Annotated in this window: 14 protein-coding genes and 1 pseudogene; 8 read left to right on the top strand and 7 right to left on the bottom strand. The window is 62.7% G+C overall.

From position 1 onward, the window contains the following. The first annotated feature begins 266 nt into the window (after positions 1-266). From aguB to ACUXVH_RS06095, 3 genes are all read left to right on the top strand, one after another. Positions 267-1,145, top strand: a complete 879-nt coding sequence (gene aguB / locus ACUXVH_RS06105) for an N-carbamoylputrescine amidase (protein WP_011058685.1) — start codon at positions 267-269, stop codon at positions 1,143-1,145. Positions 1,146-1,150: 5 nt separating this feature from the next. Further along, positions 1,151-2,257 (top strand): agmatine deiminase, encoded by a 1,107-nt coding sequence (aguA, locus tag ACUXVH_RS06100; RefSeq protein WP_065364799.1) that lies wholly within the window; start codon positions 1,151-1,153, stop codon positions 2,255-2,257. A 244-nt stretch (positions 2,258-2,501) separates the two neighbouring features. Next, positions 2,502-2,702: a hypothetical protein gene (locus ACUXVH_RS06095; protein WP_011058687.1), complete on the top strand. Its 201-nt coding sequence runs from the start codon at positions 2,502-2,504 to the stop codon at positions 2,700-2,702. Positions 2,703-2,783: 81 nt separating this feature from the next. Here ACUXVH_RS06095 and ACUXVH_RS06090 read toward each other — a convergent pair whose 3' ends face one another. After that, the gene (locus ACUXVH_RS06090; RefSeq protein ID WP_065364800.1) at positions 2,784-4,883 is read right to left on the bottom strand and encodes a TonB-dependent receptor; all 2,100 of its coding nucleotides are present in this window, start codon (positions 4,881-4,883) and stop codon (positions 2,784-2,786) included. Between the two features lie 262 nt (positions 4,884-5,145). Between ACUXVH_RS06090 and ACUXVH_RS06085 the strand changes: the two genes are divergently transcribed. From ACUXVH_RS06085 to ACUXVH_RS06065, 5 genes are all read left to right on the top strand, one after another. After that, a complete protein-coding gene (locus tag ACUXVH_RS06085) occupies positions 5,146-5,841 on the top strand; it encodes a DsbA family protein (RefSeq protein ID WP_072443796.1) in 696 nt (231 codons plus the stop codon). 27 nt (positions 5,842-5,868) lie between these two features. Continuing rightward, entirely contained in the window at positions 5,869-6,258 is a 390-nt protein-coding gene (locus tag ACUXVH_RS06080; protein ID WP_015633792.1) for a nuclear transport factor 2 family protein, read from the top strand. Between the two features lie 238 nt (positions 6,259-6,496). Beyond that, entirely contained in the window at positions 6,497-7,780 is a 1,284-nt protein-coding gene (locus ACUXVH_RS06075; RefSeq protein ID WP_065364801.1) for an OprD family porin, read from the top strand. 208 nt (positions 7,781-7,988) lie between these two features. Next, complete coding sequence (locus ACUXVH_RS06070; RefSeq protein WP_232643933.1) at positions 7,989-8,654, top strand: hypothetical protein; 666 nt, start codon at positions 7,989-7,991, stop codon at positions 8,652-8,654. Positions 8,655-8,659: 5 nt separating this feature from the next. Continuing rightward, entirely contained in the window at positions 8,660-9,355 is a 696-nt protein-coding gene (locus ACUXVH_RS06065; protein ID WP_342403519.1) for a tetratricopeptide repeat protein, read from the top strand. 72 nt (positions 9,356-9,427) lie between these two features. Here the strand turns inward: ACUXVH_RS06065 and ACUXVH_RS06060 are convergent, their stop codons facing one another. The 6 genes and pseudogenes from ACUXVH_RS06060 to ACUXVH_RS06035 all read right to left on the bottom strand — a co-directional run bounded on the left by ACUXVH_RS06060 (position 9,428) and on the right by ACUXVH_RS06035 (position 14,820). Further along, positions 9,428-10,558, bottom strand: coding sequence for a lysozyme inhibitor LprI family protein (locus ACUXVH_RS06060; RefSeq protein WP_342403518.1), 1,131 nt, complete (start codon positions 10,556-10,558; stop codon positions 9,428-9,430). 24 nt (positions 10,559-10,582) lie between these two features. Beyond that, entirely contained in the window at positions 10,583-10,969 is a 387-nt protein-coding gene (locus ACUXVH_RS06055; protein WP_011058696.1) for a c-type cytochrome, read from the bottom strand. 79 nt (positions 10,970-11,048) lie between these two features. Further along, positions 11,049-11,843: a hypothetical protein gene (locus ACUXVH_RS06050; protein ID WP_011058697.1), complete on the bottom strand. Its 795-nt coding sequence runs from the start codon at positions 11,841-11,843 to the stop codon at positions 11,049-11,051. Between the two features lie 13 nt (positions 11,844-11,856). Beyond that, positions 11,857-12,685: pseudogene (locus ACUXVH_RS06045) on the bottom strand (acid phosphatase). A 35-nt stretch (positions 12,686-12,720) separates the two neighbouring features. Continuing rightward, positions 12,721-13,572 carry a MipA/OmpV family protein gene (locus ACUXVH_RS06040; protein ID WP_342403516.1) on the bottom strand — a complete coding sequence of 284 codons (852 nt, stop codon included), beginning with the start codon at positions 13,570-13,572 and terminating at the stop codon, positions 12,721-12,723. A 213-nt stretch (positions 13,573-13,785) separates the two neighbouring features. After that, the gene (locus ACUXVH_RS06035; RefSeq protein ID WP_011058700.1) at positions 13,786-14,820 is read right to left on the bottom strand and encodes a DUF1254 domain-containing protein; all 1,035 of its coding nucleotides are present in this window, start codon (positions 14,818-14,820) and stop codon (positions 13,786-13,788) included. Between the last annotated feature and the right edge of the window lie 18 nt (positions 14,821-14,838).

Here is a 14,838-nt window from a genome sequence, read left to right as displayed (position 1 = left end):
CAGGGCTCTGCTTTGCGTTGACCTCCATTCGCCGGCAGTCCGGCTCCTGCAACGCTTGGTAGGAGCCGGCTTGCCGGCGAATGCGTTTCTTGATAATTCGATTGTTATCGGCTTTTTGTCGGTAATTTATCGTGGCTAATGGTTCTTCAGCTTTTAAAGTCGATATTTATCGGATATAAAGTGGCCATATCCAGGCCCGGCCTCGCCGTGCCCGGTGCCTTGTGTCCGTTGTCATCGACCGCTTCGCCTTGCCCAGGAGTTGATCCATGAGCCGTACCGTTACCGTCGCCGCTACCCAGATGGCCTGTTCCTGGGACCTTGAGGCCAACCTCGAAACCGCTGAGAAACTGGTGCGCGAAGCCGCGGCCAAGGGGGCGCAGATCATCCTGATCCAGGAACTGTTCGAGGCGCCTTACTTCTGCCAGAAGCCCAATCCGGATTACCTGCAACTGGCCACCACGGTGGACAGCAACGCCGCCATCGCGCACTTCCAGAAAGTCGCCAGGGAGCTGCAAGTGGTGCTGCCCATCAGCTTCTACGAGCTGGCCGGGCGGGCGCGTTTCAACAGCATCGCGATCATCGATGCCGATGGCAGCAACCTCGGGATTTATCGGAAAAGCCACATCCCGGATGGCCCCGGCTACCACGAAAAGTACTACTTCAACCCGGGCGATACCGGCTTCAAGGTATGGAACACCCGCTACGCGAAGATCGGCGTGGGCATCTGCTGGGACCAGTGGTTCCCCGAGTGCGCCCGCAGCATGGCCCTGCAAGGCGCGGAAATTCTCTTCTACCCCACCGCCATCGGCAGCGAGCCCCACGACCAGACAATTTCCTCCCGCGACCACTGGCAGCGGGTGCAGCAGGGCCATGCCGGGGCCAACCTGATGCCGCTGATCGCCAGCAACCGCATCGGCAACGAAGAGCAGGACGGCTACGACATCACCTTCTACGGCTCGTCCTTCATCGCCAATCAGTTCGGCGAGAAGGTTCAGGAGCTCAACCAAACTGAAGAAGGTATCCTTGTGCACAGCTTCGACCTCGACGAGCTCGAGCACATCCGCAGCGCCTGGGGCAGTTTCCGTGACCGTCGTCCGAACCTCTATGGCGCGCTGAAAACCCTCGACGGTTCCCTGGAGTCCTGAACACTATGAGCACTTTGCACAGCACGCCGCGCGCCGACGGTTTCTACATGCCCGCCGAATGGGCGACCCAGACCCAGGCCTGGATGATCTGGCCCGAGCGCCCGGACAACTGGCGCCTGGGCGGCAAGCCGGCGCAGGCCGCCCATGCCGCGGTGGCCAAGGCCATCGCCCGCTTCGAACCGGTGACAGTGGCCGTGTCCGCGGCCCAGTATGAAAACGCCCGGGCACGCCTGGACGTGCCCAATATCCGTGTGGTGGAAATGTCCAGCGACGACGCCTGGGTCCGCGACACCGGCCCGACTTTCGTCATCAACGCCAGCGGCGAAGTGCGCGGCGTGCACTGGGGCTTCAACGCCTGGGGCGGCTTCGAAGGCGGCCTGTATTCGCCGTGGAACCGTGACGAGCAGGTCGCCAGCAAGGTGCTGGAAATCGAACGTTGCCAGGAGTACCGCACCGAGGGCTTCGTGCTCGAAGGTGGCTCGATCCACGTCGATGGCGAAGGCACCCTGATCACCACCGAGGAATGCCTGCTCAACCACAACCGCAACCCGCACCTGTCCCGCGAAGAGATCGAGGCGGTACTGCGCGAGCATCTAGCGGTGGAGCAGATCGTCTGGCTGCCGGACGGCCTGTACAACGACGAAACCGACGGCCATGTGGATAACTTCTGCTGCTATGTGCGCCCGGGCGAAGTGCTGCTGGCCTGGACCGACGACCCCCAGGACCCGAACTACCCGCGTTGCCAGGCCGCCCTGCAGGTGCTGGAAAACACCCGTGACGCCAAGGGCCGCACCTTCAAGGTGCACAAGATGCCGGTTCCCGGCCCCTTGTACGCCACCGAAGAGGAATGCGCCGGGGTCGACGCGGTAGAGGGCAGCCAGGAGCGCAACCCTTCGGTGCGCCTGGCGGGTTCCTACGTGAACTTCCTGATCGTCAACGGCGGGATCATCGCGCCCAGCTTTGACGACCCGATGGACGCCCAGGCCAAGGCCATCCTGCAGCAGCTGTTCCCCGAGCACGAAGTGGTGATGGTGCCGGGCCGTGAACTGTTACTGGGGGGCGGCAATATCCACTGCCTTACCCAGCAACAGCCCGCGCCACAGCGGATTTGAGTGCCGTTGTAACAGCCGATGCCGGTTGTTTGCCGGTGCCGGCCCGGCCCGTGGCCTGAGCTTCACCAGCCAGCCCGCAGCCTAGACAGGCCGCGGGCTTTTTCATGGCCGTATATCGGCACGGGTGGCACATTGGCATAGCTCTTGTATCTCTCCTGGCGTGATTCTGAGACATGGAGAACGGTGTTGTTCTGTCATAAAGCTTGGATAAGTTAGGCCGCTCAGATACCAGGAGAGCGCTGGAATGAACATGGTCAGCGAGCGGGCGTCCCATCCCTTGGCAATGAATAACGAGTCGCTGCAGGTGCTGGCCCAGTGGTTGAAGTCCAATGGAACGCGTCAGATCAGGGAACCTGATCCGCGCCGGATCATCATTGAGCGTTACCCCGCTGGATTGCTCAGCGAGGCGGAACTGCAGGCGTTGTGGGATGTGGTGAAAGGATAGATAAACAAGGGATTGTGCGAAGCGCTGCCGGGATGGCAGCGCTTTTTTTTGCCTGGCATTCAGATGCCGGGCATCCGGGCATCAGAAGCGGTAGTTGCCGGTGACCACCAGGCTGCGAGGGTCGCCCGGCTGGATCTGGAAGGCGCTGGTGGCGGAACTGTAGTACTCGCGGTCGGCGATGTTGTTCAGCGCAGCGCGTACGTCCCAGTCCTTGTGCCGGTAACCGGCCAGGGCGTCCCAGCGGCCATAACCGGGCAGCGCCACGGTGTTGCTGCTATCGGCGAAGCGGTCGCCGACCAGGGTCAGGCCGGTCTCGGCGTACCAGCCCAGTTCCGGTTTCCAGGTGATGAACAGGCTGCCATTGCGCTTGGCGACGTTGTTCACGCGCTTGTCTTCGAAGCCGTTGTTGTCCTTGACCACCACGGCGTCCTGCAGGCCGATGCCGCCGCGCAGGTACCAGTTGCCGACGATCTTGCCGGTGCCCGTCAGCTCGATGCCGCGGGAGCGTTGCAGCCCGGTGAGCAGGGTGATGCTGCGGTCCTGCGGATCGGAGGTGCGACGGTTGTAGAGCTCCAGCTCATACACCGCCAGGGTGGTGCTCAGGCGTTCGCCCAGCCAGTCGCTCTTGACTCCGACTTCCTTCTGCCGGGTGAGCTCAGGGCTCAGGTCGTTGCCGTTACCGGCGGCGTTCGGGGTGATGCCGATCAGGCCGCCGCCCACCGGTGAGAACGACTTGCTCCATGAGGCATAGAACGAGTGGTGCTCCAGCGGCGTCCAGACCACCCCCAGGCGCGGGCTGACGCTGTGGCTTTCGCGGCTTTCGGAGAGCCCGTTCTTGCGGTTGCTGGTCTGCACATCAAAGTTGTCGTAGCGCAGGCCGGCGAGCAATTGCCATTGATCGTTCAGGCGCAGTTGGTCCTGCATATAGAGGGCCCGGCTTTCGACCTCGGTGTGGTTGTTGCTGGAGACCTGCATGCGGCCGGTGTGGCTCTGGTACGGGTTGGGGTTGTACAGGTCGACGGCGGGCACCGCCTGGCTGCCCGGCCCGGAAGTGGCGGCGTTGTAGAGGATCGGGTCGCGGCGCTGGCTGCCGAGCTCCAGGCCGGTGAGCAGGCGATGTTCCAGGCCGAAGGTGTCGAAACGGCCCTCCAGTTCGGTGTTGTTGTAGACGTTGCGGGTCTTCAGGTCTTGCTGCCAGCGTTGGCGTTGGACCTTGCCCGTCGTGGCGTTGTAGCCGGTCTGGTAGGTGTTGTCGAAGTCGCTGTCGAGCTTGAATACCCCCAGGGTGTGGCGCAGTTGCCAGTTCTCGCTGAGCTCGTAGCTCAGCTTGGAGCGCAGGGACTGGGACTTGTCGTCGATGTAGTCGCGGTGATCGCCGTAGGTGGTGTCGCGGCTGACGTCCGCCGGGCGTCCGTTGACCCCGGGGATGCCGCGGTCCGGGGTGCGGTTGTAGCGGCTGTATTCGTACTGCACCAGCCAGTTCAGGTCCGGGGTCAGTTGCCAGCTCATGGACGGGGCGAACAATTGGCGGTTGCCGCTGACGCCTTTGCGGAAACTGTTCCGGTCCTCGTTGCCCAGGTTCAGGCGCAGGCTGATGTTCTCTGTCGGGTCGGCGCTGAGGTCGGCATACAGGCTGCGCAGGTCCTGGCTGCCGCCCTGGACTTCGACGCTGGAGCGGCGGCCGAATTCCGGCAGCTTGCTCACCCGGTTGATGATCCCGCCCTGGCTGCCACGGCCGTAGAGCACTGCCGCCGGGCCCTTGAGCACTTCGATGCGCTCGATGTTGTGCAGGTCGCGCACGTATTGGCTGTCGTCGCGGATGCCGTCCAGGTAGAAGTCGTTACTGGCATCGAAGCCGCGGATCCGCAGGCTGTCGAAGCGCGTGTCCGAGCCGCTGCTGACGTTGGGAATGCCACTCAGGGCGCTGCCCAGGTCGTTGACGCCGTAGTCCAGCACGTTGGCGGTCTTGATTGTGTCGATGGCCTGGGGCACGTAGCGCGCCGGGGTCGAGGTACGGGTTGCAGTGCTGACTTCCTTGACCCGTGGGTCATCGGGGTCGGCTTCGGCCTCGGCACTGATGGAGGTCATCGGCAGGGTAGTGCTGGCAGCGCAGGCAAAACCGCTGGCCAGCAGGGTGCAAAGACCCAGGGACAGGGGCATGAGGCGGAAATGGGCAGGCATCTGAAACGCATCCGAGAAGGGGAAATTCGAGGGTGCGAATGGTAATGCTTGTCATTAACAGATGTTAAATATTCCCTAATAAGTTCCCCGGGCTATTTGTTTCTGAATGTATCTTTCGGGTTTCGGTTCGCATACTGAGGCTAAACAGACGGATTCGACCGGTTACAGCAACAGACTAAAAGCCAATTCGAGGTTTTTTCCTTGGCGCGCGCGGCCTAGTCTGCGTGACATCGAATTTTCAAGACCTTGCTGGAGCCCAGATATGTCCTTGGCCACCCTTCACTATATTTATGACCCCCTGTGCGGCTGGTGCTACGGTGCCAAGCCGCTGGTGCAGGCCGCCCAGGCGGTGGTGCCGGTGGTGGCCCATGCCGGCGGCATGATGACCGGGCGCAATCGCCAGCCGGTCTCGCCGCAACTGCGCGATTACGTCATGCCCCATGACCGGCGGATCGCCGAGTACACCGGGCAGCCTTTTGGCCAGGCCTATTTCGAGGGCCTGCTGCGGGATGAGACGGCCACCTTCGACTCGGCGCCGCCGATTGCCGCCGTACTGGCGGCCCAGGCTATGGAAGGGCGGGGCCTGGAATTTCTGGGCCGGTTGCAGACGGCGCATTATCTGGAAGGGCGCAGGATCGCCGACCGGCAGGTGCTGCTGGAGCTGGCGCAGGCCCAGGGGTTTGCCCCGGCTGCCTTCGAGGCGGCCTTCGACCAGGCGGTGGCCCATGAACTGGACAACCATATAAAGGCCAGCCGGGCCCTGTTGGCCAAGGTCGGCGGGCAAGGCTTCCCGACTCTGGTGCTGGAGCGCGATGGTCGTTACCAGCTGCTCGACATCAGCCCCTGGCTGGGCAAACCCGAGGCCTTCGCCGACTGGCTGAAGACCTCCCTGGGCGCCGATAGCGGCCCTCACGATGGCGTGGCCCAGGCCTGTGGCCTGGACGGTTGCACACCCTGAACTCACCTGACCTGCGTGGAGTCACCCATGGATAACCTAGCGTTGATCAAGAGCACCTACGAAGGTGCCAACTCCCAGGAAAATGCGCGCAACACCGCAGCGGCCCTGGCCCCCGATGCCCGCTGGACCGAGGCGGCGGGCTTTCCCTATGCCGGCACCTATATAGGGTTCGAGGCGGTGCTGGAGCACGTCTTCAAGCGCCTGGGCTCGGAATGGCAGGACTTCACCTTCAAGGTCGAGAACTATGTGGCCCAGGGCGACAAGGTGTTCGCCTATGGCAATTACCAGGGCGTCTACAAGGCCTCGGGCAAACCGATCGATGTACGGGTGGCTCACTTGTGGACACTTAAAGATGGCAAGGTCACCCACTTCGAACAATTCGTGGACAGTCACAGTGTGCAGCTGGCAATGCTCTAGCCCGCAGTTCTTAGAATATTTTCAGCTATTCAAAGACGATTCACGAAATTGACACGTTGTTAAAGGCGCAGATAGGATTCGCCCCAACGCCTGTGGCCAGGAGCCATATTTCAGAATAATAAAAGGCCCGTCGCGCTCACCCGCGGTCGGGCTTTTTTGTTTCAACGGTAGAAGAGCGTTCAATCGCCATAGCCGCGGAGCTCACAGCGCGTCACCAAACCGTAATAAGGAAAATAAAATGTTTAAACAGCGGATCTGCTTGATTGCACTGGGGATTTTGAGCGCTACACAGGCCATGGCCGACGGCCAGGCCGACGCCAAGGGTTTTGTTGAAGACAGCAGCCTGAAAGTGCTGTTGCGCAACGCCTACATCAACCGTGACTACAAAGATGGCAACCCGGACAAGGCTGAATGGGGCCAGGGTTTCATCGGCACCTTCTCCTCGGGCTTCACCCAAGGCACCGTGGGCGTGGGCGTTGACGCCTTCGGCCTGTACGCACTGCGCCTGGACGGCGGCAAGGGTCGCAGCGGTGCCGGCGGCATCGACTTCTTCAAGCAGGGTGACAGCGGTAGCGCTGCAGACGACCTGGCCAAGGCCGGTGCTGCAGTCAAGTTCCGTTTCTCCAACACTGTGCTGACCTACGGTGACCAGATGCCGGCCCTGCCGGTGCTGAACTACGACAACTCGCGCCTGCTGCCGGAAAGCTACACCGGCACCCTGATCACCTCCAAGGAGATCAAGGGCCTGGAGCTGAACGCCGGTCACTTCACCGCCGAATCGCGCAAGAGCGCCGAAGGCCGTGACAGCGGTGGCCTGAAGTCGATCAACGTATTGGGTGGTAGCTACCAGTTCACCGAACAGTTCAAGGGCGCGCTGTACGCTTCCGACGTCGAAGACGTGCTGAAGAAACAATACGTGAACCTCAACTACGTGTTCCCACTGGCCACCGACCAGTCCCTGACCCTGGACTTCAACGGTTACCGCACCAAGCTGGACAAATCCTTCGCCAAGGACCTCAACGCCGGCGGCCAGGACAACAAGATCTGGAGCCTGGCGGCGACCTTCGCCACTGGCCCGCACTCGTTTACCGTCGCCCATCAGCGCAGCACCGGCGACAGCCACTTGGGCTACGCCTATGGCGGTTATCAGAAGTCCGGCTATGTGGGTGATGGCGGCAACACCATCTACCTGGCCAACTCCTACTGGTCCGACTTCAACGCGGAAGACGAACGCAGCTGGCAACTGGGCTACGGTCTGGACTTCGGCGCCTTCGGCGTACCGGGCCTGACCTACAACGTGGCCTACGTGCGTGGCGACAACATCACCACCGTCAACAGCACTGGTGGCAGCGAGCGAGAAATCTTCAACCAGCTCAAGTACGTAGTGCAGAGCGGCCCGGCCAAGGACCTGAGCGTCAAAGTGCGCAGCTCGGTTCTGCGTGTGTCGCAGAAGTCGTATGAGTACAACAAAGGTGGCAACGAACTGCGTGTGTTCGTCGACTACCCGATCAACGTGTTCTGATGAGCGTTTGATCACCACCTGATTGCAGGTGGCTGCAACGCAAGAAGCCCCGGCTGGTTCGGGGCTTTTTTGTGCCTGGGCATCCGGGTTGCAGAAATGCCCGGGATGGCGGGTGACTGTTTTCGCCCGGGTGTCTGTTTCAGCCAGTGGTTGGCGCATATCAATCTTGTTACAGTCCACCCCCCCTGTCTCGTCACGGATGATTTCGATGTTCCGTACCCTGCTATCCGGCCTGTGCCTGCTGAGCGTCGCCAGCATCGCCCACGGCCAGCAAGCGACTGCGCCCGAGCAGTTGCTGAGCGACTTCTCCCGCTGCGATGCGCAGTTCTTCCAGAACCTGAATACCGCCCGACTGCCGACCGGCACCTTGAGCCTGGCCCGGTACGGTGCGGTAAGCGCGCCCAAGGTCATGAACCCTTTGCAGGAAGGCGGGCGCTACCAGGCCTTCGAACAGCCGCTGCTGGTCAATGGCGTGCGCCTGGTGGGCTACTACAACGAAGCTCAGTCGCTGAAGTCGGTGGGCAACCTGCTGTTCTGGGGCTTTGTCGCCGAGGGCCAGCCCAAGGACGTGGCCGCGGCGCTCAAGCCGCTGCTGGTGGACAACAGCCGCCTGAAGGCAGACCGCAGCGCCATGAGCCGGGTGGAGATCCGCCGGGTCGGCGACCCCATCGACCAGTGGCGCACCGAAGGCCTGGCGGGCGGTGGCGTGGCTACGCCGTTCGGTTATGTCGAACGCATCCTGAGCATCGACATCGGTACCACCCACGCACCGATTGCCGGCCGCACCACGATCTTCTGCAGCTTGCAGGGTACGGTCACCGCGCCGTTGCTGCAGGTGTATCGCCCTGACCTCAACGCCCATCTGCTGGATTGAAAAACATGCCTTCATTGTCTGTACGCGGGTCGCTCCTGCTTGTGTGTGCCCTTGCTGTGACTGGCTGCGCCAGCCTGCAGAGCCAGGACCAGATCAACTACGCCCATTGCCGCATGGTGGGCCAGGCTTCCAAGGCCGAAAAATTCGACGTGGTGCTGCAAGAGGCCGACCTGTGCCTTGAGAAGAACCCGCTGAGCCAGCCCATGCAGAGCCTGGTGTACTGGCTCAAATCCGATGCCTACGCCAGCTTCAAGCGTTACCCGGAAGCCATCGCCGCCAAGGAAAAATCCATCGAGCTGGGCCCCAAGCCCGATGCTCGGGCGGTGCTGGACCTGAGCCGTCTGTATCGCGAAGCGGGCAACCCGCAAAAGGCCCTGGAGCTGGTGCAGTCCAACCTTGACAACAACCTGGGCGAGGCGGGCAAGGGCAGCGGTTTCAACATGCCGACCTACTACCACCTGGGCCAGACGCTGTACGACCTGGGGCGCTATCGCGAGGCCGCGGAAGCCTACAGCACCGGCCTGTTGAAGCAGCCCGACTATGCCTGGGCCTTCTACCACCGCGGCCTGGCCTACGACAAACTGGGCCAGACCGACGACGCCCGCGCCGACTTTGCACAGTTCGCCAAGCTGGTGAACCAGAAGTACGTCGAGCCGCAGCACCAGGCCAAGCTGGCCGAGTACAAGATCAAGCTGCCTTGAATGCAGCGTGGTTGATGCAATAAAAAAGGCTCGCCTGATCGCGAGCCTTTTTTTATCCGCGAACGCTGTTCGTCAGTCGTCCGGATTGATGGCGAACTTCAGCTGGTTGCCCTGCAGGTAGACCACCGCTTCACGGCCATGGATATCCACCGGCCGGGCCGACATTGCGTCGTGATCGGTGACTATCTTCGACAACTCCTTGCCCCGCATATCGACCCGCCAGATACAGGCCCGGGGCCCTTGGTTATCGAAGTACAGCACCGGGCGCGTGGTGCTCCAGGTCGGGTTGACGATGGCCCATCCGGCATCGGGCTGTTTCTGCTCGGTGATGTTCTCCGAATGGCTGCCCGCGTTGGCGCGCTCATAGTTCAGGGACAGCTGGCTGCTGTCGCGATTGAGGTCCTGCTCCACCCGCGCCCGGGCGTGCATGAAGGTGTTGGAGCCAACCTGGAACACCTGCTGGGTGCTGGCGGGCGCGCTGCGCGAACCCAGGCGGTAGACCATGCTTTGCTGCAACTGGCCCGCCATCTGCTCGCGGTAGTAGAACTGGCCATCGACTATCCCGGCGTAGCGCGGCCCCTGGTCGTTGGCCCCGGGATTGGCCCAGCCGGCGAAGGCGATGTCCTGGGCGATGGGATGCAGCCCCGGCTGGTCATCGGCGTACTCATACAGGGTGCCGACATACACCGGCTTGCCCTGCTGATAGCGCCCGACAAACAGCACCACATGCAGCACCCCGGCTATCACCTGGGCATCGACGATCTGCTGGTCGCCCTGGGGCAGGGTGCTGTTGAAGGTGGCCAGGGTGAAGTTCTGCCAGTCGTCCGGGTCATAGACCAGGTACGCCTCGCCGGGAGCCAGTGGGCGCAGTGCGTCCGGGGCGGGCTCGGGAGGAATCGGCAGCGACGTGAGCATTTTCACCTGGGCCCGGTAGACCGACTCCAGGCAATCGGTGTCGGGGCAGGTATTGCGGGTGTTCTTCAACCAGTGGCCTTGCAGCAGGCGGAACACCTGCAAGTGCTTCAGCGCCTGGTAGCGGCGGGTCATCTCCTCGTCCTTGGCGGACAGCGTCGGCGTGGCGCAGACAGTCTTTTCCACTTGGGTCGAGGCCTTGGCGCAGTCGAAGCCGGCGGCCTGCAGATCGGGCGCCAGCGCGCCCAGGGCGAGGCTCATGGCCGCCAGCGAGAGCAAAGGGAGCTTCATCAACACATCCTTGTCGAAAACGGGTCAGGGGGTCTGGAACGTCTGCAGATAGGCCAGCAGATTATCGATTTTTTCCTCATCGCTCAGCCCCCAGAAAATCATCCGGGTACCGGGCACCACGGCCTTGGGGTCTTCCAGGTACTGGATGAGCTTGTCCCGGCTCCAGACAATGCCCGAGGACTTCATGGCCGTCGAGTACTGGTAGTCCGCGGCGCTGCCGGCAGGGCGGTCGATGATGCCATTGAGCTGCGGCCCGAAGGAACTGCGCACCGAAGGCCCGATGTTATGGCAGCCGCTGCACAGGCGCTTGAACAGCTTGGCGCCGGCTTCGGCATCACCGGCCAGGGCCGGGGCGCTGAATAGCAGGGAGTGGAGCAACAGGGTCAGGATCGATACGGCGATGGGCTTCATGGGCGGCCTGCGTGCAGCTGGAATCGGCGGCTATTGGAGCATGAAGCGCATGCCTGGGGGGAGCCTTGCGATACAAGGCTCAGAAGCGCCCACTGATACCCAGCAGCGGGCCCTTCTGGACGATGTCGTAGACAAACCCGTCATGGCGATAATCGACCCCCATGGCCCGGTAGCCGGCCACCGCCGAAAAGCCCGGCAGGAACTCCCAGCCCGCCAGTGCGGCCAGGTCCCAGTCTTCCCGGGACTGCCCGGCGCCCGCCATGCCCCAGGCGGAGAGCCAGAATCGCTCGTTCACGGCGTAGTGCCCGCGCAACCCCGCCATCGCGTCGGCCCAGGTGGCCTTGTCCGAGCCCGACAGGCCCCCGGCCGGACCACCGTGCAGGGTGATGCTGGTGCTGCTGTACCAGACGCGCACGCCGCCGGCGATGTCCAGGCGATGATCGTCATCCCCCAGCACCTGGTAGCCGCCCCCCAGGAAACCCGAGGCGGTCTTGCTCTGCACCTCTAGCTTGGACGCCAGCGCTCCGGCTGGCAGCCGGTTGCGGGTGTCGGTGTCGATGTACATCAGGTCGGCGAGCACGCTGTAGGGGCCGCGCCGCGCTTCGCCCATCAGCATCACCGACATGTCGACACTGCGCGCGATGTCCGAGAAGTCGGACTTGATGAACTGGGTCCCTGTGCTGCGGTGGCCTACGTGCCCGCGGATCCCGGCGCCCCACACGTACGGGCCGCCGTTGAACCGCCAGCCATCGTCGTCTGCCGCCATGGCCACGGGCGGCAGGCTGGTTCCGGCGGTCGTCAAGGCGCCCAGCAGCAGCGCCAGGCGGGTACGCCGGTGCAGCAACGGTGAGTGCGGATGGTCACGGTGGATCATGCTGTTTCTCCGATCAGTGCTGGGTCAGCCCAAGGGCCACGCCTTCGGCTGCGCAGTCCTCGGCAGGCTTCAGGCCGGCCTGATGCGCCGCCTTGACCTCCTCCTTCGCGGCCGCCAGATCGGCGAGGAATGCCGGATTGCCATGCAGGCTGGCGACCGTCGCGGCCCCCATGATGCGGCCAGCGTCCACGTCGCTCTGCCAGTGGGCATCGCAGATGACCCGGCTCTGGCCGTATGCCAGGCCACGGGTCATCAGTTCGGTGGCGCGGGCCGGGCTGATCTCGGCCAGGACCAGGCTCCAGGCCCAGCCCGCTGCGGAGTGGCCGGAGGGCCAGGAGCCATCCGTGCGCAGCAGTGGCTCCATGTCCTTGCGGCACGTGCCTTCGTCATGCACCACGAAGGGGCGAGTACGGTTGTAGGCATTCTTTCCGGCGTAGGTGGAGCCCCCCCGCATCGGTCAGGGTGCGCTGCATCAAGGTATAGAGATGGGGGGTGCTCTTTTCGCTGATCTGCGTGCCCAGCGCGCAAGAGAAGGTTTTCGCCGGGCCGGGGAATGACAGTTCTGCATCGGTTGCCGCGAGTTTCTCCCGGCTCGAGCCACGCAGCGCCAGCGCCGCACGCCGTGCTTCTTCATCCCGCGCGAGGGCCGCGGAGCCCGGTTTTGGCGGGGCCCCGAGCAAGGCCAGGCGTACAGGCAAGTCAGCCGGTTCAAGGTAGCCTGGCGCCAGCTTGAAGTGCGGGTCGGTGACCTTCGTGGCGGCGTCCTCGGCCGGCGCCCATGCCGACCAGAGCAGGCCGGCCAGGGACAGTGTCACCGCGAAGGGTTCAGGTATTTTTTTCATCGTGCGTTCTCTTTTCTATCCATGACCACGGCTGATCAGAACCGGTACAAGGCGTCCAGATAGGCTCCGGCACCGACCTTTTCCCCCGTCAGCGGGCTGTCACGGGCGTCGGAGACCAGGGCGTAGGTCTTGATGCCACCTTCCAGCGCCAGCTGTGGCTGCCATTGCCAGGTCAGGCCCAGTTTCAAGGTCACGTCGCGCATCCCGCCACCGGGGTGGTATTCATCGAACCGGGTGCGTGCGGCTTGCTGGGCGGTGACGCCAAAGCGGGCCATCATGTCGTTCTCGTTGCTCCAGGTGCCGTACAGCGTCGAGTCCAGGGTCAAGGTCGAAGACAGCGGGTAGGTGGTGGCGACCCCGGCTTCCAGGTACGTCGTACGGCCCAGGCTTTCGCCACCGTAATTGCGCCTCTGGCTCGATTGCAGGCCGCGTACGAACAAGCGGCCGGCGGGCAGGACCCAGTATGCTTCCGCCCCCACCAGGGCGGTGCTGTCCAGGTTGCCCATGCCCCGCAGGTAGTCATCACGGCCGTCCAGGGTGTGAATGCGTTCCTTGCGCCCCGGGTCATAACCCACCAGCAGGGCCACGCCGAAAGGCGCCAGCCCCGGCAGATCCCATCGCAGCCCTTCCGGAAAGGCTGCGGTAAAGGTGCCCCAGTCCTGGGTCGGCATGACCGCCTTGAGCTTCAGTGACGGGAAGGCGGCGTAGTGGGAAGAGCCCTGGTACAACGGGCCAACAGCCAAGCCGCCGCCTACCGTTACCGATGGCGTGCCGCCTGAATCGGCCGGGGCAGCCTGGGCAGGCGGCACCAGCATCAATGCAAGGGCTGCACCTAGGGAGAACACCACGGGAGACCTGAAAGAATGTGAATGATCCTTGAGTGTCATTGTTCATTTCCTTGGGGGTGAACTCTGTAGTGCAGAGCCATTGCTGAGTTGATCACCAATATTCAACTTGCAGGTGCTGGTATCCGAGGCGAGTGCAGGCCGGTAAACCCCCGGCGCAAGCGCTGGCCTCATGGATCGCCCCAGTGCGTTTACAAGTACCGATGGCAGGAGTCCGTCGTTTCGACAAACTTGCACTTGCTCGAATAATCGAATTTACAAATCGACGGGCTCGGGCGTTGGAAAACGCCATTGGCCACTGAGTATTTCGTTACTCGGTCGATAGAGCCTGACGGTGTAGTTCCAGCCGGGTGTCGTAACCAGGCAATTGACGACCTTGGCCTCGCAACCCCCGAACTGGATGACAATTGAACCATCGGCACTTTTCTTGGCAGTGAGGTTGTTCAGCGAGTAGGCGTCATAGGGGTTTTTCTGAAAGTACCCGTCGGCGTTGTAAACACTCACAGACCAGAAACTCTTGACCGGTACCTGTTCGACCTTGAGCCGGTAGACGGTTTTTCCATCGTTGTGCGGCAATACTGCTCCGAGGTAGATGGCGTCCCTGCTCGGGTTGCCGCCCCAGCCCGTAGCGGTTCCGATCAGGTGGCGCACCGGATCGACCCTGCCTTTCGGGCCAAAGGACTGGTTGTAGTCGGGAAGGGTCGAACCCAGAACAGCCAGGGCATCACGCACTTTTTTCTGGCTCGCCTGATCCCACTTCGGAACCACGAACTCCCCGTGCCTGGCCTGGCTGACCTGGATGGCGTCCTGCAGCGCATGCACCTGCTCGAGGTCTTTGCGATCCGTGGGGTCGAAGAACAGGCGGATAGCGACAAATACATAGCGTGTGCCGATGTCCTCTTTCGCCAGCGTATGGGGACCGGGCCCATAAATGACTGCCGGCACGTAGTGATCTTCGTTGACCACTTGCATCGACATGAACCTCTCACCGGCTTCAGGCAAGGTGACAGTCACCGGGCCGGCATCGAGATCGAACACCGCTGACGAGTAAAGCGTGTCCCTGTTCATGCGGATGACATCCTGAGCGTCGATGGCAACCGCTTCGCGGCTGTGAACAAACCGCCCCAAGCCTCCACTCTTCACACTCTTGCCCATGTAGAGGTCGGACTCGGCGCGAGCAAAGTTATCGACATTTACCCGCACCGTCGCATCAGCGGATGACTGAGCGTGTGCACTGGCAAAAGTGGCCAGCGTCAGGGCGACGATGCAGGCCGTGGATGAATCGGGCATGAAAACCTCTAGCTCTTT

It is taken from the genome of Pseudomonas sp. 8(2025) (assembly GCF_052665325.1).
Note: the sequence above shows the minus strand (reverse complement) of the source record. Positions and strands in the feature narration are given on the sequence as shown.

Bases quoted from the DNA above. Each gene is read 5' to 3' on its own strand.
- aguB (WP_011058685.1), top strand. From the start codon at position 267: ATGAGCCGTACCGTTACCGTCGCCGCTACCCAGATGGCCTGTTCCTGG.
- aguA (WP_065364799.1), top strand. From the start codon at position 1,151: ATGAGCACTTTGCACAGCACGCCGCGCGCCGACGGTTTCTACATGCCC.
- ACUXVH_RS06095 (WP_011058687.1), top strand. From the start codon at position 2,502: ATGAACATGGTCAGCGAGCGGGCGTCCCATCCCTTGGCAATGAATAAC.
- ACUXVH_RS06090 (WP_065364800.1), bottom strand. From the start codon at position 4,883: ATGCCTGCCCATTTCCGCCTCATGCCCCTGTCCCTGGGTCTTTGCACC.
- ACUXVH_RS06085 (WP_072443796.1), top strand. From the start codon at position 5,146: ATGTCCTTGGCCACCCTTCACTATATTTATGACCCCCTGTGCGGCTGG.
- ACUXVH_RS06080 (WP_015633792.1), top strand. From the start codon at position 5,869: ATGGATAACCTAGCGTTGATCAAGAGCACCTACGAAGGTGCCAACTCC.
- ACUXVH_RS06075 (WP_065364801.1), top strand. From the start codon at position 6,497: ATGTTTAAACAGCGGATCTGCTTGATTGCACTGGGGATTTTGAGCGCT.
- ACUXVH_RS06070 (WP_232643933.1), top strand. From the start codon at position 7,989: ATGTTCCGTACCCTGCTATCCGGCCTGTGCCTGCTGAGCGTCGCCAGC.
- ACUXVH_RS06065 (WP_342403519.1), top strand. From the start codon at position 8,660: ATGCCTTCATTGTCTGTACGCGGGTCGCTCCTGCTTGTGTGTGCCCTT.
- ACUXVH_RS06060 (WP_342403518.1), bottom strand. From the start codon at position 10,558: ATGAAGCTCCCTTTGCTCTCGCTGGCGGCCATGAGCCTCGCCCTGGGC.
- ACUXVH_RS06055 (WP_011058696.1), bottom strand. From the start codon at position 10,969: ATGAAGCCCATCGCCGTATCGATCCTGACCCTGTTGCTCCACTCCCTG.
- ACUXVH_RS06050 (WP_011058697.1), bottom strand. From the start codon at position 11,843: ATGATCCACCGTGACCATCCGCACTCACCGTTGCTGCACCGGCGTACC.
- ACUXVH_RS06040 (WP_342403516.1), bottom strand. From the start codon at position 13,572: ATGACACTCAAGGATCATTCACATTCTTTCAGGTCTCCCGTGGTGTTC.
- ACUXVH_RS06035 (WP_011058700.1), bottom strand. From the start codon at position 14,820: ATGCCCGATTCATCCACGGCCTGCATCGTCGCCCTGACGCTGGCCACT.